Consider the following 22406-nt stretch of genomic DNA (forward strand, 5'->3'; position numbering starts at 1 on the left):
CTTCGCATCATGACCGAGCAAATCAATCATGGTCGAGCTGTGAGCGCGAGCCTTGTGACAACTGAAACCACCACCGGTATGTCGGATGGACAGAAGGGCTTCATCTTTGCGCTTTCAGCTTATTTGCTCTGGGGTGTTCTGCCGTTCTACTTGAAGACAGTCGCCCATATGCCGGCCCTGGAAGTGGTCGCCCACCGTATCATCTGGTCGATTCCCATCGCCGGTGCGCTGCTCTGGTGGCTTGGCCTGTTCGGCGACCTCAAAATCGCGCTGACCACCCGGCGCATGCTTGCCATGGCGACCCTGACTGCCTCGCTCATCACCCTTAATTGGGGAACCTATGTTTGGGCAATTGGTAGTGGCCACGCGATCGATACCGCGCTCGGCTATTATATCAACCCGCTGGTGAATGTTGTTCTTGGCGGCATTTTCCTGGGCGAACGCCTGTCGAAACCGCAAATGGTGGCAGTTGCTCTGGCATCCTGCGCTGTTGTCCTGCTGACGGTATATTCCGGCGGTCTGCCGTGGATTTCGCTCGTTCTCGCCTTCAGCTTCGGTTTTTACGGGTTCTTCCGCAAAACGCTGCCGATTGGCCCGACACAAGGCTTCATGCTGGAGGTGCTGCTGCTCTCGATCCCTTCGCTGGCCTTCATATTCTGGACCGTATCGCAAGGCACGAGCCATTTCTTCAATGGAAATGCGCATGACATCGGTCTCCTGTTGTTCGCAGGACCGGCAACAGCCGTGCCGCTCATTCTCTATGCCTTTGGCGCAAAGCTCCTGCGCTACACGACAATCGGCTTGATGCAGTATATCGCGCCGACGATTGTCTTCCTGAGTGCTATTTTTGTTTTCGGCGAGCCGTTTTCGCATATCCAGTTCATTGCTTTCGCCCTGATCTGGTCGGCTCTTGCAATCTACACCTGGTCCATGCTGCACGAATCACGCAAGATAAGGGCCACAGCGGCCTAGTTCCGGGATCCGCCGATTTTCCGGACGAGCAAATACACCAGTGCCGATATTGCCAGCGCCACAAACGCGACAATCCAGAATCCGTGCTCGCTGGCGGCAAGCGGCAGGCCGCCGGTGTTCATTCCGAAAAGGCCGCTGATCACGGTGCTCGGCAAGAGCACGGCAGTCATCACCGACAGGACATAGAGGAATTGGTTCGACTGGTCGGTCAATTTCGCCAAAAGCTCATCCTGCAGCAGCCTCGCGCGTTGTTGCAACTGGTCGCCCTCGGCATGCAGCGTGGCGGCGCGGCGGGACAGTGCCTCGATCAGATCATCCAGATCCTCGGGAAGGGCGCGGCGATCAGCATGATCAATATGGCGGAATAAACTTGTCGCGGCCGTCAGATAGCGATGAAAGACAACGATCTGACGCCGGACCGGCACGAGCCGTTCGCGCTCGCCCTGCCAGTTCTCGCCGACAATATGATCCTCGATTGAATTGAGCGTTTCGGAGAGCTTGGCAATTTCCGCCTTGAGAAGCTCGAGAAAACGGCGGAAGATCGCGTTGAACAGCGCAATGGGGGCTGCTGGTTTGACCTTTCCCCGCCCGATGGCTTGCCGCACATCGTCGACAGACTGGAGTGGATGGCGGCGGCCGCTGATGAAGAGCTTGTCGTTGAAAGCAAAACGAAAATAGCCGAGCTCGCGTGGATCACCATAATGCTCGTGTTGCAGATCCGGCAATTCGCCGAAGAGCCATCCGTCTTCATAACTGATCTGATACTGATCGCCCGAGGAGAGAAACGTCTCGCGAACCACCTCGGGGAGGCTCTCATCCGTTTCGAGAGATCGCCGCGCCCGCGCGTCGGCGAGGGCATAGCTCTTCCAGGTCCAGGCGGTATCCGGCGAATACGCGCCTTGATGCAGCAACGCACCACCCACGTCAAAGCCGTGTGCAATGACGAAATCATCAATGTGGGGGTTCTTGACGTGGGGTGAGGGATCGGAGGGTAGATTGTCTGCCATGCGATCCTTTTTCTTCCTACATCCGCTCGATAATCGCCTCGTTGCCTTCGCGATCGCCCCTAAGTGCGGCATTCAGGATTGCGGGCACGATATCTTCCGGCGCTTCTACCACAAGCGGATTGACCAAATGTGACGTATGCACAAAGCCTTCTGCCTTCATGTGGTCGATAAGCGCCAGCATTGGATTCCAAAAGCCGCTGATATTGGCAAATACCATCGGTTTGCGATGACGGCCAAGTTGCGCCCAGGTCATGATCTCGACGATTTCTTCGACTGTACCTATACCGCCGGGCAGTGTGACAAAGGCGTCGGATCGTTCGAACATCTTGTGCTTGCGCTCATGCATGTCTTCGGTGACAATCAGCTCGGAAAGCTGGCCAAGCGCGTGTTCGGTGGCTTCCTTGTTCATCAGGAATTTCGGAATAATTCCGGTGACCTTGCCGCCGGCAGACATGACGCCGTCCGCGACTGCACCCATGATGCCTTTGGTGCCGCCGCCATAGACGAGTTCAAGTCCATGCTCAGCGATGGATCTGCCGAGAACCTTGCCGCTTTGTTTGTAAATCGGATCGCGTCCCGGTGAGGAGCCGCAATAGACACAGATGGATCGAATCTTGCTCATTTGAAGATTGGTGCCTTGTGCATCGCGAAACGTCAACCCGGTCGGACGCACAACGGCAAACCGGAAAACGGGTTCCGGAAGGAATATATGTCAGCTCAAGGTGTTACCGTATTCCCGTACGCATCCAATTGGATGCGCCTCGCAGTGATGCCGCAAAAGTTTCATACGCCGACTTTCTTTTGATAAGTCTAAAGAATAGGGCTGAATCTAAAGGGTTTTCTTGTAGCTTGCCAGAAAAGGCGCTAGAGCAAAAAGAACAATAGGATTGGGGAACAATGTTTGAGAGTAAATTTGCGGTTTTGGGATTTGGTGCTGTCGTTGCTGCTGGTCTTGTTGCCGCCTATATAGGTCTCGTGCCGGGTAAGCCAACTTTGGACAAACCGGTTGCGGCGGTAAATGAAACTGCGCAACCACAGCCGGTTGCGCCTGCTCCACAGCCTCAGGTCGCCAAGACCGAAACCGCCCCGGCGCCGAATGCAAACATGCCGGCGGTCCAAACCGCCCCCGCAACGTCTGCACCGCAAGGCGAGGCCGCAGAGGCAAAGCCTGGGGCACCTACGTTCGACGTGTTACGCGTCGAACCCTCAGGCTCCATCGTTATTGCCGGCAAGGCCGCAAAGAATGCGAGTGTCGACCTTCTTTCGCGTGGGGCCGTTATCGGTACGACAAAATCTTTGGATAGTGGTGACTTCGTCATTACGCTGGATGATCCGTTAAAGCCTGGCGACTATCAGCTCGTACTGCGTTCTACTGCGCCAGACGGCACTGCGATGACTTCGCTTGAGACAGCGATTGTCTCAATTCCAGAGGTGAAGACGGGTGAAGTCTTGGCACTTGTCGAACAATCGGGCCAGCCAAGCCGCATGATCACCAAGCCGCAGGCGAAAGAGCCAGCAGTGCCTGATCCTGGCCAAACTGCAACCGCTGCCGCCCCCAAGGGTGACAAACCTGTTGCCGCTCCGGCGGCTAAAGCGCTTGTTTCGGTTGAGGCGGTAGAGATCGAAGGCAATAAGATCTTCATCGCCGGTACTGCTGAAGCGGGCACGACGGTCAAGGTCTATGCCAATACCGATCTGCTGGGGACGACAAAGACATCGCCGAATGGCAAGTTCTTGGTCCAGACCGTCCAGGAGCTGGCGGTTGGCGATTACATTATTCGTGCCGACATGCTCGGCAAGGATGGTGTGACGGTCGTCGCAAGGGCTGCGGTTCCTTTCAAGCGCGAAGCAGGCGAGCATATCGCCGCCGTTGCACCCGAAACCACTGCAACCCCGGCTGATGGTGCTCAGACGTCCACTGGCGCCGTCGCACCGCAGGCAGCCGGTCAACAGCCGCAAACGGCCGAGGCGCCGCTAAAAAGTGTCGACGGTTCGGTTATCATTCGTCGTGGCGACAATCTGTGGAGAATTTCCCGGCGCACTTACGGCGCAGGAATGCGTTATACGACGATCTATCTGGCCAACAAGGAACAGATCCGCAATCCGAACATGATCTTCCCGGGGCAGGTGTTTGCCTTGCCGGAAAAGGACAAAGCTGTTCCTGAATAGAACAATCTCGCGGCGGCGGTCGGCTTTGCAGAAAGAAAGCTGGCGTTTTTTGCTTGCGTTGGAAATATATATCGTTTATCGCCGATGAACGATGAAATGCAGTAACGAATTTGACCGGCCTGGAAAAGATGCCGAGACAGCGCGAGTGCTAGCCGCGCTGGGACATCCGGCGCGGTTGCGCATTGTGCGCCAGCTTGCGTGTCTTGATGCCTTCTGTTGCAAGGACATCGTCGCGCAACTTGATCTGGCGCAGTCGACGGTATCGCAGCACCTGAAAATTCTGGTCGATGCCGGTCTTGTTCACTATCGCCAGTCGGGCCAAAGTTCGCATTACACAATCAACCCGGTCGCATTTGCCAATGTTGCTTTATTTGTCGGCGACATAGCCAATCTATGCTGCCCGCCTGACTCAATTGTCCGGGGAGCCGCGGCACCGCGGACCGCAGTCATAGTCAAGGATTAACAGTGGCCAATAAAACTGTCTCAGCCGAGTCTGGAAAGACGCTCCAGACCATCCGCAATCTTTGGCCCTACATGTGGCCCGCAGAACGTCCGGACTTGCGAATGCGGGTGGTTTGGGCTTCCGTTTACCTGGTCATCTCCAAGATCGTCCTGATCCTCGTTCCCTATTTCTTCAAATGGGCAACGGACGCGTTGAACGGCAAGTTTGAGGCTTCGGAGCTGGTTCCCATTCTGTTGATCGGGCCGCTCATGCTGGTGGCTGCGTATAATGTGGCACGGATAGTCCAGGCCGGCCTCAACCAATTGCGCGATGCACTCTTTGCAAGCGTTGGTCAGTACGCCGTGCGCAAGCTCGCCTACAGGACTTTCGTGCACATGCATGATTTATCGCTGCGATTCCATGTCGAGCGCCGAACTGGCGGCCTGTCACGCATTATCGAGCGTGGCACCAAGGGCATCGAGACGATCGTTCGGTTTACGATTCTGAACACGGCGCCGACTATTCTTGAATTCCTGATGACAGCCGTCATTTTCGCCTTCACCTACGGGCCGTCTTACCTTGCAGTCGTGGTCGTCACCGTCTGGCTTTACACTTGGTTCACCGTTCGCGCCAGTGATTGGCGGATCAACATCCGCCGCGACATGAATGCTTCCGACACGGACGCCAACTCCAAGGCGATCGATTCGCTGTTGAACTTCGAGACCGTCAAATATTTTGGCAATGAGGCGATGGAAGCGAGCCGCTTCGATGCAGCGATGGCCCGTTATGAAATTTCAGCAACGCGTATATGGACCTCGCTTGGCTGGCTCAATTTTGGTCAGGCCGTGATTTTCGGCACCGGCATGGCGATCATGATGATCATGTCGGGCAGGGAAGTCCTGGCCGGAACGCAAACGCTTGGCGACTTTGTTTTCATCAATGCCATGCTGATGCAATTGTCTATCCCGCTCAACTTCATCGGTTTCATCTATCGTGAAGTGCGGCAGGGGTTGACCGACATTGAACAGATGTTTGATTTGCTGGATGTTGAACAGGAAGTGATGGACAAGCCGGACGCGGGGCCGCTGATGATCAATCAAGGCTCCGTGCGCTTCGACAACGTTCAATTCGCCTATGATCCGAAGCGGCCGATCCTCAAGGGCGTCAGCTTCGACGTACCTGCTGGCAAGACTGTTGCCATTGTCGGGCCTTCCGGCGCGGGCAAGTCCACCCTGTCACGCCTGTTGTTCCGCTTCTATGACATCCAGCACGGCTCGATCAGTATCGATGGACAGGATATTCGCGACGTGACGCAGGAAAGCTTGCGCTCAGCCATTGGCATGGTGCCGCAGGATACCGTCCTGTTTAATGATACGATCGCTTATAATATCCGCTATGGCCGCATCAGCGCCACCGAAGTGGAAATGCGCAATGCTGCTGAATTGGCTCAGATTGGTCCGTTCATCGAAAGCTTGCCAGAAGGCTATAACGCCATGGTCGGGGAGCGCGGCCTCAAATTGTCTGGCGGTGAGAAGCAGCGTGTGGCGATCGCCAGAACCATTCTGAAAGCCCCGCCCATTCTGATCCTCGATGAGGCCACGTCGGCGCTCGACAGCGCGACAGAGCATGAAATTCAGTCAGCGCTCGATTTGGTGAGCCGCAACCGCACGACGCTGGTTATTGCGCACCGGCTTTCGACGATCATCGGGGCAGATGAGATCATCGTGTTGAAGGACGGGGTAATCGCCGAACGGGGAACGCATTTGATGCTCCTGGCAAGGAATGGCCTCTATGCTTCCATGTGGAATCGCCAGCGCGAAGCGACAGAGGCCGAGGAGCGGTTGCGCCGTGTACGCGAAGAGGACGATCTCGGCATCGTCCTGCGCGGGAAGCCTGCACTGCCAGCATAGGTTTTCTCTTTGAAAGAAACTTGGAGATCACGCGGATCTGTCCGCGTGAAGGGTTTGCCCATTTGGTTGATCTCCGATAAGTAACGCGCGGAATGCCTTGGAGCCGTCGCCGTTTCGTGGAACATGAGATGCTGGCACAATCAGGAACAAACGAATGAGCCTTGTCGATTCGATCCGCAACACCCTGGTACCTATTCATCGGGAAGGGTACCCGTTTATCGCGGGTTTTGCCGGTGCAACGGTGATTGTAGGCTATTTCTGGCAGCCGCTGTTTTGGATCGGCCTTATCCTCACCGCTTGGTGCATCTATTTCTACCGCGATCCGCAACGCGTAACGCCCATCGATGACAAGCTGGTCATCAGTCCGGCCGACGGTATCGTGTCGGCCGTCGGACCCGCCGTTCCGCCGCGCGAACTTGGGCTCGGTGACAAGGAAATGACGCGCATTTCGGTGTTCATGAACGTCTTTTCCTGCCACATCAATCGTGCACCGGTACGCGGGCGCATTAAAACGATCGTACACAAGCCCGGCAAGTTCCTGAATGCGGAGCTCGACAAGGCTAGTGCCGAAAACGAGCGCAACAGCCTGTTGATCGATAGCCCCAATGGCGGGGTCGCCGTGGTTCAGATTGCCGGCCTTGTTGCGCGCCGCATCGTTTGCTGGGCAGACGAGAACAACGCGATTTCGATTGGCGAGCGGTTTGGGCTGATCCGCTTTGGGTCGCGCGTCGATGTCTATCTCCCGGAAGGTTTCACCCCGCGCGTTGCCATCGGCCAGATCGCTGTTGGCGGTGAATCCGTGATTGCGGAATTCGGCGGTGCAGCCAGCGCTCCGCTCGTCCGGATCAATTGAGGCATCCCGAATGAGCGAGCAAGAAGCCGATCCACTCTTTGATGAGAAACCGCAGGTACGCGGGCTGACAAGCACTCGCATCCCCATGCGCTATCTTGCTCCTAACGTGATTACGGTTCTGGCGATCTGCGCCGGCCTGACCGGCATCCGTTTGGCGTTCGAGAACCGTTTTGAGCTGGCCGTCTCAATGGTCCTGCTGGCGGCATTTCTTGATGGCATCGATGGCCGGATTGCCCGCATGATGAAGGGATCGACCAAGTTCGGGGCCCAGATGGACTCCCTGGCGGACATCGTCAATTTCGGCGTTGCTCCCGCGCTCGTGCTCTACGCCTATATGCTCGATCAGGCGCGCTCCTTTGGCTGGATCGCAGCGCTGCTTTATTGCATCGCCTGCTGCCTGCGTCTGGCGCGCTTCAATGTCATGCTGGATGTGCTGGACAAGCCGCTGTGGCAGAACAACTTCTTCACCGGCGTTCCGGCTCCCGCTGGGGCCATGCTGGTCATGCTGCCGGTTTATCTCGGCTTTCTCGGTCTTGCTCCGACACGCGCGCTGGCTTTTGCCGCCGCCGCCTACACGGTTGGCGTGGCCGTCCTGATGATCAGCCGTCTGCCGGTCTACAGCGGCAAGGCCGCAGGCACCAAGCTGCGTTCCGACTGGGTCATGCCGACCTTCCTGTTCATCGTCGTCTATGTAGCGTTCCTGATGAGCTATACGTGGCAGACGCTGACGCTCACCACCATCGCCTTCTTCATCACGCTGCCCTTCAGCGCGAGGGCATGGAAGCGTTTCGAGGCGGCGGATGCCAGGGCTGCGGCCGCAGCGGTCGCCGAAAAGGATGGTTCCGAAGCCATATCCTGACCCCGGAACCCATCCATTTCACTGGTTAGCTTCGACCAGATGTTTCCGGAGGAAGGTCAGGATATCTGCATTGAACTGTTTGTGAAAAGCGGCACGGTCAAAGCCCGTTTTATCAGTACAGAGTTCAGGTTCATCCTCGACCGTACGTTTTGCAAATTCCTCGGTGCAAGGCGGCAGAAAATCGAAATGGCCGGAATTGGATACAACGCGAAAATCGGCCTTAACAGGGAGATTTTGTACAATCATTGCAGCATCATCGGGCGATACGCCGTCGCCGCCGCGCTCCGATGCCCAATACTGCACCGGCACCGATACATTGCCCAATCCTTCGCGGGTGAAAAGCGGCCCGCCAGGTGAGTCGGCAATGACAGCGGCCTTAATTCTTGCATCGTGAGTCATGGGAGCGATTGGGCCGGACCGGATCTGTTCGCAAAAGCGGTTTCCAGGATAAACAGGACAATTATCCAGCAGAAAATTCCAATCGGGATCAGCGCCAATCAATGCAAGTCCATTGAAGGCGCCTCTTGAGAAACCGATAAAACCAACACGCGCCGCGTCGATTCTTCCTCCATCGCGCCAATTATGCAACATGAAATCAATTGATCGGGATATATCCGTCGGCCGCTGTACCATGGAAGCGATATCGCCGGGGTTTCGCACCTTGGATTGGCCACTGTCCAAAGGGTGATTGATGGCGGCAACGATGAAACCCTTATCAGCAAGCATTTCGGCAAGTGCATGGTAATTACCAAAGGTGCCACCCGCGCCGTGCGAGACAACCACAAGCGGATGTTTGGTCCCGGTTATCGGGCAGTCTCGCACGGCATTCATATCAAATGAGGCAACTTTTATTTCAACTGGTGTGGCGGCGCATGGGTACCAGACGGCGCCGGCGATTGCTGGCCCATGACTGTCTTTGGGCACGTCGACAAGCTGTAGTCCGGCAGACCAAGACGGCAGGATACTCAAGATAAGAAGCGCAAGAAGGGTGGAGAGCTTAAGTATTCTCATCGAACTAGTTCCTTGTTTGATATGTTGTGAGAAGGATCGATGGTGCGTGTTACCGGATCGTCGCGCGGACGAATTCGCTCTTGATGTCGATCGATGGCTTTGCGCCGGGCGTATTTGCGCGTTTGCTGTCGATGAAGGATGCCTTGGCATTCACGGCATAGCTGATTGCCATATCCCCGCCGAAGCTGAAGGATGCATCGAGCGCATGCGAATTGAGCAGGATCGTCTCGTCGTTGTTCGTCCGCTCCAAGCGTATGTCGGTTCTGACCGCATCTCCTGTGACATCGAGGCTCGAGGCATATCCATCCAACGCAAAGTCCGCCGCATTGCCATCGACGCGGATGCGGCGATAATCGCCGGAGAGGCGGGCATAGAGCGCGTGCTGCTCAATGCTGACATCGCTGTTCTTTGGCAGGTTGGCGCGGATGCGCACCTCGCAATCGGAGAGGCTGAGCCACGGCGCGTTGACGACATGGATGAGCAAAGCCTGATCCTTCACCACCATGGTTGAGGCCGTTTCGCACGCGTTGGAGAACCAGCTCGATGTCCAGTTGGAAAGCCAGCCGGATCGAATGCTGGTCATGGCAACTGACCAGGGCAGGGTGTCTGTGGTGGTGAATTCGACCCTGCTCGCTTCGCCGGTGATACTGACATTTTTGATCTGCGCGATATCGAGCGGGGCTTTGAGTGCTTCAGCGCTTGCCGCGGTGGGTGTTAGGGTTTGGAAAAGCAGTAATATTGAAACATACAGGTTGAGCATGACGTGTTCCTGTGGCTTGCCGCCTTGATTGGCGCTGGAACCACGGCGCTCGTTTTCTTCGGCAATTTCGACCTTGATCGCATTTCAGGTCGTCCGCAAACGCGATTCAGGACATAGTGGCGTTCATAATTTCAACGGTTGCTGTCCATGCTCTTTGTCCCATTGCCCTTTGTTGTTGCTTTCCTGCTCCTCATCCTGCTGGTCCAGATGATCAGGCGGAATGACGGCAATGCTCCCAATCCGTTCTTTACGGCCCTGATCGCAGTCTATGTGCTGCAATCTGTGGTGATTGGCGTGCGATGGGGCTATGGGGTTCTGCAGATACTGCCGTTTCAGGCTGTGCTCGCAGCAATTGTTCCCTCGCTCGCCTGGTTGAGTTTCGAGGGGCTAAGAGATGGGCGCTCACCCCTGAAACGGCCACTACTGTTGGTGCACGGACTTCCAGCGTTGCTCATCGTGGGGTTCGTTGCCTTCTGGCCCGCACCTATTTCCCTTGCCCTTATTCTGATTTTTCTTGGTTATGGTATCGCGCTCACATGGCTGGCATGGGCGGGACCGAATGCTCTCGGTTCATCGAGGCTTGATGGCGTTATCAGTACCTACCGGGCATTGCAGGTTACTGCCTTCTCGATATTGGCTTCGGGTTTGATTGATATTGTCATCAGCCTGGATTTCGCCGAAACCGGCGGCGTCTATTCGGGCGGCATCGTGGCCTTTGGCAACGTACTGGCCTTGCTCATCCTGGGAACTGCTGCGACAGTGGCAGGTGCCAGCCAGCCACCATCAGAAGAGGCAGAAGCGGCTGCGGAGGCCGCCTCAGCGACCTCTCCCAGCGAAGAGGACGCGCAAATTGCCGCCTCGCTCGATACACTGATGCAATCCCGTACGCTCTACCGCGATGCCGATCTCAATCTGAACCGGCTCGCCCGGAAAATGGGTCTGTCAATCCGGCAAGTCTCGACCGCCATCAATCGCGTCAAATCGATGAGTGTCTCGCAATATGTCAATGATTATCGGGTAAGGGACGCTTGCCGCCTTCTGGCCGATACGGACGAACCAATCACCCGGATCATGTTCGATGCGGGTTTTCAGACGAAGTCGAATTTCAATCGCGAGTTCTTGCGTGTCACCGGCATGAGCCCGAAGGCGTGGCGTGCACGCGCTTTGAGTGCAAATGAGAGCGGTGACGTCATCCGTCTCGCCGGTTAGTTCGGCTCGTTATAGCTCAACAATTTGCCGGCGCGCACGTCGTAAAGCTTGCCCGTCGCGTCGAGTGCAGGATCGCACAGAAGGGCGATCTTGGTGGCAACCTCGGCCGGTGTTGGCAGCGTTTCCGGATCTTCGCCGGGCATAGCCTGCGCGCGCATGGCAGTGCGGGTTGCACCTGGATTGACCGAGTTGATGCGCAGACGGGTCTGGCGCGATTCCTCAGCCCAGGTCCGCGCCATGACTTCGACAGCAGCTTTGGATGCCGCATAGGGTCCCCAATAAGCACGCGCCGTATGGGCAACGCCCGATGACAGGAAGATAGCCCGGCCAGCGTCAGAAAGCTTCAAAAGTGGATCGGTGGTTCGGATCAGGCGCCAGACGCTCGATACATTGATCGCCATCAGTTTGTCGAAGACCTTTGCCTCGACGTGCCCGATCGGTGAAATCGTGCCGAGAAAACCGGCATTGGCTACCATGATGTCAAGCTTGCCCCAGCGCTCATGGATCGAGCCGCCAAGCCGGTCAATGGCAGGCATGTCAGTAAGGTCCAGTGGGACCAGCGTTGCGGTTCCGCCTGCAGCTTTGATTTCGTCGTCGAGGTCTTCAAGTCCGCCCACGGTGCGGGCAACAGCGATCACATGAGCACCGCGCGTTGCAAGTTCTTTGGAAAGGAAATAGCCAATGCCACGGGATGCGCCGGTGACAAGCGCAAGCTTGCCGTCCAGCCGAAAACTGCCGTCAGATATCATAAGTGCTCAACCGTTATTTGCGAGAAGCGAAAGCTTGTGGACGTTGCTAGGGCCGTCCTTGTCGAGGAGCCGCGTCGGATAATCGCCAGTGAAATAGTGATCGGTGAACAGCGGTGCGCGTGGATCACGTGGAGCCCCGCTGACAGCCTTATACAGCCCGTCGATCGACAGGAATGCCAGTGAATCCGCGCCGATGTAATCACACATCGCAGCAAGGCTCGTATATTGGTTAGCGAGGAGCTTGTCTGCATCTGGCGTGTCGATACCATAGAAGTCGGGATGGTAAATCATCGGGCTGGCAACCCGGATATGCACCTCGCGTGCACCGGCATCGCGGATCATCTGCACGATCTTGACCGAAGTCGTTCCGCGCACGATTGAATCATCGACCAGCACGACGCGCTTGCCTTCGATCACGGCGCGATTGGCCGAATGCTTCAGCTTTACGCCAAAGGCTCTGATTGACTGCGTCGGCTCGATGAAGGTGCGTCCGACGTAATGGTTGCGGATAATGCCCAGCTCAAAGGGAATGCCGCTTTCCTGAGCAAAACCGATGGCTGCAGGCGTGCCGCCATCCGGAACCGGTACAACCACATCAGCCTCGAGAGGCGCCTCCTTGGCGAGGTTGATGCCCATATTTTTGCGCGCATTATAAACGTTGCGGCCGCCCACGACTGAATCCGGACGGGCGAAATAGACGTATTCGAACAGGCAAAGGCGTTCCTGTTTCGGAATTTGCGGTTTGTACGTCTCAATGCTGATCGAGCCATCCTGCTGGATTTCGCAAACGACCACTTCGCCATTTTCAATGTCACGTACAAATTTTGCACCGATAATGTCGAGTGCACAGGTTTCCGAGGCAAAGATCGGCTTGCCGTCGAGGTCACCCATCACCAGCGGACGGATACCGATCGGATCGCGCGCTGCGATCAGCTTGGTGCGGGTGAGAGCGAGCATCGCATAACCGCCTTCCATCTGACGGATCGCGTCGATGAAACGGTCGCTGGAAGAAGCATGGCGTGAACGGGCAATGAGATGCAGCACAACTTCCGTATCGGAGTTGGACTGGCAGATGGCGCCATCGGCTATGAGCTGGCGGCGCAAGGTCAGACCATTGGTGAAATTGCCATTGTGGGCGATGGCGATCCCGCCGATTTCCAACTCGGCAAGCAGAGGCTGAACGTTGCGAAGAGCTGCATCGCCAGTCGTCGAGTATCGCACATGGCCGATTGCCCTATCGCCAGGCAGTTGGGCGAGAGTAGCCGGATTGGTGTAGTGATCACCAACAAGTCCCATGCGGCGTTCCGAACAGAATTGGCCACCATCATAAGAGACGATACCGGCCGCTTCCTGTCCCCGATGCTGCAGGGCATGCAGCCCGAGCGCAGTCAGGGTTGCTGCGTCGGGATGCCCCAAAATGCCAAACACACCGCACTCTTCGTGCAGTGTGTCGTCATCGAGGGACATCAATTGGGTATCGTTACGAGAAATGTCGGTCATTACCGCCAGCCTTTCGCCGCAGATTCAATTGTGCCTATGTCGCATTATGCCACACTATATGGGGCATTACCAAGCAAACGCCAAGTTACTGGTTTGTCGCACCTTCTGGTGGGATATCTTCCTTTGGCTCAGGCGCGGACGTTCCGTCGGGTGTTGCCTCAGGCGCAGTGGTCGTTCCTGGCTTCAAGCGTTTCAAGATTGTTGATTCCGGGTCTTCTGGGAGCAGACCGATCAGCTTTGCACCAAGCTGGTCGATCATCGGCTTGGATTTTGCCTGCCCCACCCATGCTGGCTGGTTTTCGGGAACGAGCCAGTTGAAGAACAACATGGCCACGACCACAAGCAGGATGCCGCGTGCGGCGCCAAAAAGGAAACCCAGCGTGCGATCCAAGGCACCGATTCGGCTATCGATGATGAAATCAGCAATCTTCATTGTAATGATGGACACAACAATCAGCGTGACGACGAAAACAAGCCCAGCGGCCGCGATCTGTGCGATGGTTTCATTGCTGATATAGGGGGTCAGGAAAGGCACGACCGGCTTATAAAAAAGGTAGGCTGCGGCCGCTGCTGCTGCCCAGGATACAACCGATAGAACCTCGCGAGAGAATCCGCGTACCATGGCAAGGACTGCCGAAACGAGGGTGATGCCCAATAGTATTCCGTCAAGCAACGTAATCGGCATTTATTTTCATCCCCAATCATTCTGACCGAAAGGCCACACTGGTCAGTCTTCGCGTTGTCTCTTCCCGGGTCCCGACGCCGCAATCCGGGCCACAAGGTCCGGTAGCGAAGCCGTTTCGGTCAGACGAGCATTGCCGTTCTTTGACACGTCGTTACTTCCCTTGGGAAGAACAGCCTGCTTGAACCCAAGCTTATCTGCTTCCTTCAGTCTCTGTACCGCGTGCGCCACCGGGCGAACCGCGCCAGATAAACTGACTTCGCCGAAATAGACGCAATCGGCGGGAAGGGCAATACCGGCGATCGAGGAAACCAGTGCAGATGCAACCGCAAGGTCAGCTGCGGGCTCGGTTATGCGATATCCACCGGCGACATTTAGATAAACATCGTGCTGACCAAATCTTACACCGCAATGCGCTTCGAGCACAGCGAGTATCATCGATAGCCGATTGCCGTCCCAACCCACAACGGCGCGCCGGGGGGTGCCAAGTGTCGACGGAGCGACCAGCGCCTGTATTTCCACGAGAATCGGGCGTGTACCTTCCATCCCGGCAAAAACTGCGGCTCCGGGAGATTTTTCATTGCGTTCGCCAAGAAAAAGTTCGGAAGGATTCGCGACCTCGCGCAAACCGCGGTCGGACATTTCAAACACACCGATTTCATCGGTCGGTCCGAATCGGTTCTTTACGGTGCGAAGAATGCGGTAATGATGGCCGCCTTCACCTTCAAAATACAACACCGCATCGACCATGTGCTCGACGACCCGGGGTCCGGCGATCTGGCCCTCCTTGGTTACATGGCCCACGAGAACGACAGCGGCACCGGTTTGCTTTGCATAACGAATCATCGCTTGTGCGCCGGCACGTACCTGCGTCACGGTACCCGGAGCCGAATCGGCCGCGTCGGTCCACAGTGTCTGAATCGAGTCGATGATGATCAGGTCCGGTCGCTTTGCGTCGGATATCGTTGCCAGAATGTCCTCTACGTTGGTTTCCGCCGCTAGCAAAACATCCGTATCTGCCGCATGCAGCCGCTGGGCTCGCAACCGGATCTGCGCCACCGCCTCTTCACCCGAAACATACACGACACGGTGGCCCTGGCGTGCCAGCGCAGCCGCTGCTTGCGTAAGCAGCGTCGACTTGCCGATCCCGGGATCGCCGCCAACCAATATGGCTGAACCGCGAACAAAACCACCACCGGTAACGCGGTCAAGTTCGCCGATCCCTGACTTGATGCGTGGCGCATCCTCGATTTCACCCGAGAGGGAGGTGAGCGCGACCGCACGGCCTTTTCGTCCCGACACTTTACCCGGTCCGCTACCGATGCCGCCGGATGTGCCTTCCTCGACAAGTGTGTTCCACTCGCCGCATTCATCGCACTTTCCTGCCCAGCGCGTGTGTACTGCCCCGCAATTCTGGCAGATAAACTGGATTCTCGGCCTCGCCATTACGCGCTTTTTCCTGAATGGAGGTAACGGCGGTGATAACGGTTTCCAAGGCCTGTCAGTAATTCATAACCTATCGTTCCCGCCGAGCGGGCGGCGTCGTCAAGGGCGATGTTCGGCCCGAAGAGCTCGATGTAGTCGCCTGGCTTTACGGCATCTCGGGCGAGATCGGTAATGTCGAAAGATGTAAGGTCCATGGTGACCCGGCCAATGACCGGCACCTTCTTGCCGGCCACGAATCCTTCGCCCCCGCCGGGGACCGCATTGCGCAGTGGCACGCCGCTGCCGGATGCGGACCGGAGATACCCGTCCGCATAGCCGACGGAACAAATGGCAATTCGAGAATCGCGGTGAAGTGTCGTCGTCGCACCGTAGCCAACGGTTTCACCCTTCAAACCAGTTTGGATCTGCACGATACGCGCCTCCAGAGTCACAACCGGCCGCATGGGATTGGGCGTGTCCGAAAGCGGCTCCCCGCCATAAATCGCAATGCCCGGGCGATTGAGATCGAATTCGCTGCCTGCCGGATGAAAGATGCCAGGAGAATTGGCTATGCTGGATTCAATTCCTGCAAAGGCGGCGTTAAGCTCTTGAAAAGATTCGAATTGCTTCTGGTTCAACACATGAGCGCGGTCATCGGCCGTTGCCAGGTGTGTGATCAGAAGGATTGGTTTGTCGGCCCGTTCATCGGCGGCAAAGGCAAGCGCTTCATCGACGTTGAGGCCCAGCCGGTTCATGCCCGTGTCGACGATCAGCGCAAAAGGCAGCTTGTCGCTGCGGCCGTCGTTCAGTTGATTCCAAAGGCCGAGCTGGTCGGTCGAGCCCAAAACCGGGATCAGGTCGGACTGTTCATAGACCGGAAATGCATCGGCAAAAAAGCCATTGAGGACGAACACCCGTGCATCGGGCGTAACTGCTTTGACACGCAGTCCCTCTTCGGCCAGCGCCACGAAGAACGTGCTGCAGCCGGCTTGCCACAACGCCGGTACGACATGCACGATGCCAAGGCCGTAGGCGTCGGCCTTTACGACCGCACCTGTCTGAGCCGGTTTCGACTTGTCCGCGAGGAACTTCCAGTTGGCCACAAGCGCGTCGAGGTCGATCGTAAGCCGACCGCCGGCCAGCCGTGGATCGGCGCCGGTAGTTGTGATGTGGGGTTTATTGGCCGTCAAATGATCACTCGAACCGTTCTGGCAGATGTGAGTCTTCAGCAAGGTCGGTAAAGCGGGTATATTCCGCCTGGAACGCCAGCCTTACCGTGCCTGTTGGGCCGTGACGCTGCTTGGCGACGATGACTTCTGCCTTGCCCATGGCTTCGTTGAGATCCGCCTGCCATTTGAAATGCTCTTCTGTACCGACCTTCGGTTCCTTGTTCTTTATGTAATATTCATCACGATAAACGAAAAGCACGACGTCGGCATCCTGCTCGATCGAACCCGATTCACGCAGGTCGGAAAGCTGCGGATGCTTATCTTCGCGGCTTTCAACCTGACGAGAGAGCTGCGAGAGGGCAATGATCGGCGTATTCAGTTCCTTGCCGAGCGCCTTCAGTCCCGTGGTAATTTCCGTGATTTCCTGCACCCGGTTTTCCGATGCTCGCTTGGACGAACCTTGCATCAGCTGAATATAGTCGATGACGAGAACATCGAGCCCGCGCTGGCGCTTCAGACGGCGTGCCCGCGCCGCCAGCTGGGCAATGGAAATACCACCGGTCTGGTCGATATAGAGGGGCACTCGCTGCATATGCTGCGAACAGGCCACCAGTTTCTCGAAATCAGCTTCACTGATTTCACCGCGGCGGATTTTTGAGGAGCTGATTTCCGATTGCTCGGAAATGATACGTGTCGCCAATTGTTCGGATGACATTTCGAGCGAGAAGAAGCCGACAACACCGCCATTCTTCGCCTTGAACGTGCCATCGGCGAGTTGTTCCGGCTCGTAGGCGGCGGCTATGTTGAAGGCGATATTCGTGGCAAGTGATGTTTTGCCCATACCGGGGCGTCCCGCCAGAACAATCAAGTCGGAGGGCTGCAGCCCGCCCATGCGCGCGTCGAGGGCGCGAATACCGGTCGAAATGCCGGAGAGATGACCGTCGCGCATGAAGGCCGCATTGGCCATGTCCACCGCAGTCTTGACCGCATCGGTAAAAGTCTGGAAGCCGCCATCGTAGCGGCCAGTCTCTGCTAGTTCAAAAAGCCGCCGTTCGGCATCCTCGATCTGTCCCTGCGGCGCCACATCGACCGGCGCGTCATAGGCAATGTTGACCATGTCTTCGCCAATAGTGATCAGTGCACGGCGCGTCGCCAGGTCGTAGATCGCCCGGCCATAATCTTCGGCATTGATAACAGTCACAGCTTCTGCGGCAAGACGGGCAAGATATTGCATCACCGTCATCTCGCCGACCTTCTCTTCGGCCGGAAGGAACGTTTTGAGCGTCACCGGATTCGCCATTTTGCCCATGCGAATCATGTCGGAGGAGACTTCGAAAATCTTGCGGTGCAGCGGTTCGTAGAAATGGGTTGGCTTCAGAAAATCGGAAACGCGGTAAAAGGCATCATTGTTGATCAGAATGGCACCGAGCAACGCCTGTTCGGCCTCGATATTGTTCGGGGCCTCGCGGTAGAATGTGTCCCGCGCCTCGTTGATCTTGCGTACCGTTGCTTCAGCCATTTCGTGTTTCCCCGTTCTCCATCACTATGGCCATGGCGTTTTTGTCGACACAACGCAGGGGTGGAATATACATTTCCATCCACACAAGAAGTACAAAACAGGAGGTTTACTGCTTGACACTCGGCCACTGATTTGGCGCGCGATTCGCCCTCGCAGTCTACACTGTTCGGGTCAGATATCGCAATTCGCCCTGCTGTGGAAAAGCAAACGAAATCCATCCGCAAGTGACCTCGCGGATGGATGAAAATGAAAGGCAGTCAAAACCGTACAGCGCTACCGGCCAGCCACCGATTCCTTCGTATTGACCTGGCTGTTGGCAGAACTGCGTTCGCACTCCAGCCGCTTGAGCCGCTTTTCTTCCTTCTCGATATAGTTCCGCGTCAGTGGCACGGCCTCCTGCCGATGCGCCAGCTGGATCTGGAATACGACGAGGTTCTGCCAGCGGAAGGCAGCTTCAGAGGCTGCGAGATAGAATTCCCACATCCGGCAGAAGCGTTCATCGTAGATCGCCTTGGCCTTCTCGCGGTTGGCCATGAAGCGTTCCCGCCAGATCCGCAGGGTATCGGCATAGTGAAGGCGCAGGATTTCAATATCCGTGATCACCAAGCCTGCCTTTTCAATGTGCGGGACGACTTCGGACAAAGCAGGAATATAGCCGCCTGGGAAGATGTATTTCTGGATAAAAGCGTTGGTGTAGGACGGACCGTCGGAGCGTCCAATGGAATGCAGGAGGAAGACACCGTCCTTCTTTAGCAAGCGTGCCGTATGGTGGAAGTATTCCGGGAAATGCCCGATACCGACATGTTCGAACATCCCGACCGAAACGATGCGGTCGAAACTATCCTCGATGGTCCGGTAGTCGCGCAGGTCAAACCGCGCCCGCGCGGTCAGACCTTCCTCGAAAGCGCGCTTGTTGGCGATGCCGTGCTGCTCCTGGGATAGCGTTACACCCGTCACGTCAGCTTGAAGGTGCTTGGCGAGATAAAGCCCCAGCCCACCCCAGCCACATCCTATGTCGAGCGTCCTTTGACCTCTCTGGACCAGCAACTTGGCTGCGATGTGCCGTTTTTTTGCCAGTTGCGCTTCTTCCAGGCTGGCATCCGGCCGTTCGAAATAGGCACAGGAATATTGCATGTCCGTATCGAGAAACAGCCGGTAGAGGTCTTCCGACAGATCGTAATGCCTCTGCACGTTGCTGGAGGCGCGCGTCAGGGTATTCATCTGGTGCAAGCGTCTGGTAGCACGGCGGATGCCTTCGATGGCCAGCATCCAAGGCTCTTTGGCAACTGTCGCACCAGTATTCTCGAAGATGATCTTGAGGACATCGTATATGTCGCCGTCAAGAACATCGATTTCGCCGTTCATGTAGGCTTCGGCGAAATGCAGTGACGGGTCGAAGGCGATTTTCCGCTCCGCTACAGCGCTATTGATACGGAAGTGTATTGGCTCACCGGTCCCGTCGCCGAACGTTCGGGCTTTGCCGGATGAGTCGGTTATAATTAACGTGCCAGTATGAACCATCCGCGAGAGTGCGGCCTTTAGAATGGCATTCATGAACAATCTCCATCATTGACGACAGAGCTCGGCCATTGAGAGACTCGAGAGGAGTCTAGGTCGGGCGTGGGTAGGACAAATAAATCTAATCGTTTTTTTGTTCCTGAAAAGCAAAAAAACACTCGGCATCGCTGCCGAGTGTTTTAAAATATTGATGGGATCATTCTTTCGAATGATCTATCGAGTAAAATCAGGCGTTTTCTTCGCCTTCTTCATCTTCATCAAAGAATTCGTCGGAAAGTGGAGCTTCCTCGATGCCATAGATCGCCTCGGCCGAGGTGAGATCTTCACCCTTTACCTGACGTTCGGCTTCATCGGCCGTACGGGCAATATTGATGGTGACCGTTGCTTCAACTTCCGGATGCAGCACCAGAACGATGCTGTGGAGGCCGATGGTCTTGATTGGGGTGTTCAGTTCAACCTGGTTGCGGTTGATCGAGAAACCCTCAGCAGTGATCAGGTCGGCGATATCGCGTGTCGAAACCGAGCCGTAGAGCTGGCCGGTTTCGCCAGCAGAGCGTACGGCGATGAATGATTTGCCGTCGAGCTTTTCAGCGATTGCCTGGGCTTCGGTCTTGCGTTCGAGGTTGCGGGCCTCGAGCTGGGCGCGCTGGCCTTCAAACTTCTTCTTGTTGGCTTCGTTGGCACGAAGCGCCTTGCCCTGCGGCAGGAGGAAGTTACGGGCAAAGCCGTCCTTCACCTTGACTGTTTCGCCCATCTGGCCAAGGCGGCTGATACGTTCGAGAAGAATGACTTCCATTTTAATTTCCTTTCAAGGTCTGATGTTCAATTGTCATTATTGGGTGGTGTTGTATTCGCAGCCTTCGAGACCGGTGCGTTGCGCGACGTGTCGAACAGACCGGCCAGAAGGAAGAGGAAGAGCACGAAGGCAAAAAGCATGACGGCAAGATAGGCGAACCATAGCGCCACCGGGCGCCACGGCGCACCGCGTGTCCTTGCGTGCAGCATGGCAAAGCCCGCCATCATGAACCCGGCACCAAGCGCCCCGGCAACCGCTGTAGCTGCGTAGCCCAGACCGCCCGGCAGAAAGCAGGCGGCGCAGGCGACAGCAAAAATAACCAGCGCAGGGCGAGGCATGCGCAGCGCGCGCGGCCAATCGTCCTTTGGCCGGCGCAACTTGCCGGAAACCGCAGTCAGTCGCAGTGCCAGATAGAGATTGGCGACAATAATCATCACCCATACGGCTGGCTGCAGAGCAGGCAGCACGCGCACCACGAACAGTGCCATGTTCTGCGCAACGTCGGCATTCGCGGCAAGGTCCGGATTGCTAGCTGCCAATTGTTGGCCCAGCGACTTTGCGAGTTCGCCAGCAAGATCGTCGCCGAAACCGATCATGACACCAATGGCGATAAAGCTTGCGCCAACGATCAGGGCAAGCCGCAGCAGCGTATCGGCAAGCGGATACCAGACGGTGACATCCTTTGGCCCGCCGATTTCTTCCGCCGGACGGGCCAGACCGGTGAAATAGGAGGCAGCGGCAGCAGGAAGGGCAGTGATCAGAACGATGATAAGCGCAGCGGTCGGCGCGGCAAGCACAGAAACGGCAACAGCCATTGACAGGGCTGCGATGAAACCTGCGGCTGTGCCCCAGCCGAGTGCGGCTACAAAGATTGGCAGCGGCGAGAATAGCAGCAGCGCCATGGCGAGGGTCGATTGCGTAATAACGCCAACCGACAGAAGCGCGGCCGCGAGCCCCGCCAACAATCCAACACCAATATCTCTTGCAGTTAGGTTCATTTCACTCGCTGTCCTGCTTACCAAAGCAGTTAGAGGCGGTTTTTCAACCAGTTCCTCAACTTGGGTTTTCCAGTTCGCCAGACCCGCGCCCATCGCGGATGGAGAGAAGAAGGCGGCGGGACTAATCCAGCCGCCTTCAATAGGTCTTACTTTACAACGTAAGGCAGCAGGCCGAGGAAACGGGCGCGCTTGATCGCCTTGGCGAGTTCGCGCTGCTTCTTCTGGCTGACGGCCGTGATACGGGAAGGAACGATCTTGCCACGCTCGGAAATGTAGCGCGACAGGAGCTTGATGTCCTTGTAGTCGATCTTCGGCGCATTGGCACCCGAGAACGGGCAGGTCTTGCGACGGCGATGGAACGGACGGCGGGTCGGGATCTGATTGATGTCAACCATTATTCTGCTCCTTCACCGGCTTCGTCACGTGGACGGCGTGGGCGGCGCGGACGGTCGTCATCGCGGCCACCGAACTTGTTGTCGTCGCGGTCGCGGCGATCGTCACGCCGTGCGAGCATGGCCGACTGGCCTTCCTCGTGTTCGTCAACGCGGATCGTCATGAAACGCAGGACGTCTTCGTTGATGCGCTGCTGGCGCTCGAGCTCGGCAACGGCTGCTGCAGGAGCAGTGATGTTGAGCAGCGAATAATACGCCTTGCGATTCTTGTTGATACGATAGGTGAGGGCACGGAGTCCCCAGCTTTCAATACGCCCGACTGTGCCGCCATTGGTCTCGATGATACCCTTGTACTGTTCTACAAGCGCATCGACCTGCTGCTGCGAAATGTCCTGTCGAGCAAGGAACACATGTTCATAAAGAGCCATTGTCTTTGCCTTTCTTCGTTAATATTGCCCGAAATCAA

At 56.6% G+C, this 22406-nt stretch carries 22 protein-coding genes; 7 read left to right on the forward strand and 15 right to left on the reverse strand.

The features are described 5' to 3' along the window. Positions 1 to 9 precede the first annotated feature (9 nt). Positions 10 to 972, forward strand: a complete 963-nt coding sequence (gene rarD, locus CU103_RS14615) for an EamA family transporter RarD (RefSeq protein ID WP_425350603.1) — start codon at positions 10 to 12, stop codon at positions 970 to 972. Here rarD and CU103_RS14620 read toward each other — a convergent pair. Next, complete coding sequence (locus CU103_RS14620; RefSeq protein WP_170117038.1) at positions 969 to 1979, reverse strand: CorA family divalent cation transporter; 1011 nt, start codon at positions 1977 to 1979, stop codon at positions 969 to 971. The genes rarD and CU103_RS14620 overlap by 4 nt on opposite strands. A 16-nt stretch (positions 1980 to 1995) precedes the next feature. Continuing rightward, on the reverse strand, positions 1996 to 2601 hold the full coding sequence (locus CU103_RS14625; RefSeq protein ID WP_106664989.1) for an LOG family protein: 606 nt from the start codon (positions 2599 to 2601) through the stop codon (positions 1996 to 1998). Positions 2602 to 2876: 275 nt separating this feature from the next. Between CU103_RS14625 and CU103_RS14630 the strand changes: the two genes are divergently transcribed. The 5 genes from CU103_RS14630 (at position 2877) to pssA (ending at position 8212) form a co-directional block, all read left to right on the forward strand. Next, entirely contained in the window at positions 2877 to 4148 is a 1272-nt protein-coding gene (locus CU103_RS14630; RefSeq protein ID WP_106664719.1) for a LysM peptidoglycan-binding domain-containing protein, read from the forward strand. Between the two features lie 91 nt (positions 4149 to 4239). Next, on the forward strand, positions 4240 to 4611 hold the full coding sequence (locus tag CU103_RS14635; RefSeq protein WP_106664721.1) for an ArsR/SmtB family transcription factor: 372 nt from the start codon (positions 4240 to 4242) through the stop codon (positions 4609 to 4611). Positions 4612 to 4613: 2 nt separating this feature from the next. Further along, positions 4614 to 6500 carry an ABCB family ABC transporter ATP-binding protein/permease gene (locus CU103_RS14640; RefSeq protein ID WP_106664722.1) on the forward strand — a complete coding sequence of 629 codons (1887 nt, stop codon included), beginning with the start codon at positions 4614 to 4616 and terminating at the stop codon, positions 6498 to 6500. A gap of 154 nt (positions 6501 to 6654) precedes the next feature. After that, entirely contained in the window at positions 6655 to 7353 is a 699-nt protein-coding gene (locus CU103_RS14645) for a phosphatidylserine decarboxylase (RefSeq protein ID WP_106664724.1), read from the forward strand. Between the two features lie 85 nt (positions 7354 to 7438). Further along, positions 7439 to 8212, forward strand: a complete 774-nt coding sequence (gene pssA / locus CU103_RS14650) for a CDP-diacylglycerol--serine O-phosphatidyltransferase (protein ID WP_106664990.1) — start codon at positions 7439 to 7441, stop codon at positions 8210 to 8212. A gap of 18 nt (positions 8213 to 8230) precedes the next feature. Here pssA and CU103_RS14655 read toward each other — a convergent pair whose 3' ends face one another. Both CU103_RS14655 and CU103_RS14660 read right to left on the reverse strand, forming a co-directional pair. Next, positions 8231 to 9181, reverse strand: coding sequence for an alpha/beta hydrolase family protein (locus CU103_RS14655; protein WP_245448803.1), 951 nt, complete (start codon positions 9179 to 9181; stop codon positions 8231 to 8233). 91 nt (positions 9182 to 9272) lie between these two features. Continuing rightward, positions 9273 to 9983, reverse strand: a complete 711-nt coding sequence (locus CU103_RS14660) for a hypothetical protein (RefSeq protein WP_106664728.1) — start codon at positions 9981 to 9983, stop codon at positions 9273 to 9275. Positions 9984 to 10130: 147 nt separating this feature from the next. On the opposite strand from CU103_RS14660, the gene CU103_RS14665 reads away from it, so the two are divergent. Beyond that, positions 10131 to 11192 (forward strand): helix-turn-helix domain-containing protein, encoded by a 1062-nt coding sequence (locus tag CU103_RS14665; protein ID WP_106664730.1) that lies wholly within the window; start codon positions 10131 to 10133, stop codon positions 11190 to 11192. Here the strand turns inward: CU103_RS14665 and CU103_RS14670 are convergent. From CU103_RS14670 to rpsF, 11 genes are all read right to left on the reverse strand, one after another. Continuing rightward, positions 11189 to 11941 (reverse strand): SDR family NAD(P)-dependent oxidoreductase, encoded by a 753-nt coding sequence (locus CU103_RS14670; RefSeq protein WP_106664731.1) that lies wholly within the window; start codon positions 11939 to 11941, stop codon positions 11189 to 11191. The genes CU103_RS14665 and CU103_RS14670 overlap by 4 nt on opposite strands. 6 nt (positions 11942 to 11947) lie before the next feature. Beyond that, positions 11948 to 13408, reverse strand: coding sequence for an amidophosphoribosyltransferase (purF, locus tag CU103_RS14675; protein WP_106664991.1), 1461 nt, complete (start codon positions 13406 to 13408; stop codon positions 11948 to 11950). 118 nt (positions 13409 to 13526) lie between these two features. Continuing rightward, the gene (locus CU103_RS14680) at positions 13527 to 14126 is read right to left on the reverse strand and encodes a CvpA family protein (RefSeq protein WP_106664733.1); all 600 of its coding nucleotides are present in this window, start codon (positions 14124 to 14126) and stop codon (positions 13527 to 13529) included. Positions 14127 to 14168: 42 nt separating this feature from the next. After that, on the reverse strand, positions 14169 to 15569 hold the full coding sequence (radA, locus tag CU103_RS14685; RefSeq protein ID WP_106664734.1) for a DNA repair protein RadA: 1401 nt from the start codon (positions 15567 to 15569) through the stop codon (positions 14169 to 14171). Further along, on the reverse strand, positions 15569 to 16738 hold the full coding sequence (gene alr / locus CU103_RS14690; protein WP_106664736.1) for an alanine racemase: 1170 nt from the start codon (positions 16736 to 16738) through the stop codon (positions 15569 to 15571). The genes radA and alr overlap by 1 nt, the downstream gene beginning before the upstream one ends. A gap of 4 nt (positions 16739 to 16742) precedes the next feature. Next, entirely contained in the window at positions 16743 to 18236 is a 1494-nt protein-coding gene (locus CU103_RS14695) for a replicative DNA helicase (protein WP_106664738.1), read from the reverse strand. Between the two features lie 273 nt (positions 18237 to 18509). After that, positions 18510 to 19790 (reverse strand): cyclopropane fatty acid synthase, encoded by a 1281-nt coding sequence (locus tag CU103_RS14700; RefSeq protein WP_106664739.1) that lies wholly within the window; start codon positions 19788 to 19790, stop codon positions 18510 to 18512. A 190-nt stretch (positions 19791 to 19980) separates the two neighbouring features. Then, positions 19981 to 20550, reverse strand: a complete 570-nt coding sequence (gene rplI, locus CU103_RS14705; RefSeq protein ID WP_106664741.1) for a 50S ribosomal protein L9 — start codon at positions 20548 to 20550, stop codon at positions 19981 to 19983. 26 nt (positions 20551 to 20576) lie between these two features. Beyond that, entirely contained in the window at positions 20577 to 21548 is a 972-nt protein-coding gene (locus tag CU103_RS14710) for a DUF2232 domain-containing protein (protein WP_106664743.1), read from the reverse strand. Positions 21549 to 21694: 146 nt separating this feature from the next. After that, positions 21695 to 21943 (reverse strand): 30S ribosomal protein S18, encoded by a 249-nt coding sequence (gene rpsR, locus CU103_RS14715; protein WP_106664745.1) that lies wholly within the window; start codon positions 21941 to 21943, stop codon positions 21695 to 21697. Then, positions 21943 to 22368 carry a 30S ribosomal protein S6 gene (gene rpsF, locus CU103_RS14720; RefSeq protein WP_106664746.1) on the reverse strand — a complete coding sequence of 142 codons (426 nt, stop codon included), beginning with the start codon at positions 22366 to 22368 and terminating at the stop codon, positions 21943 to 21945. The genes rpsR and rpsF overlap by 1 nt, the downstream gene beginning before the upstream one ends. Positions 22369 to 22406: the final 38 nt, after the last annotated feature.

It is taken from the genome of Phyllobacterium sophorae (assembly GCF_003010965.1).
In the GTDB taxonomy this organism is placed as follows: domain Bacteria; phylum Pseudomonadota; class Alphaproteobacteria; order Rhizobiales; family Rhizobiaceae; genus Phyllobacterium; species Phyllobacterium sophorae.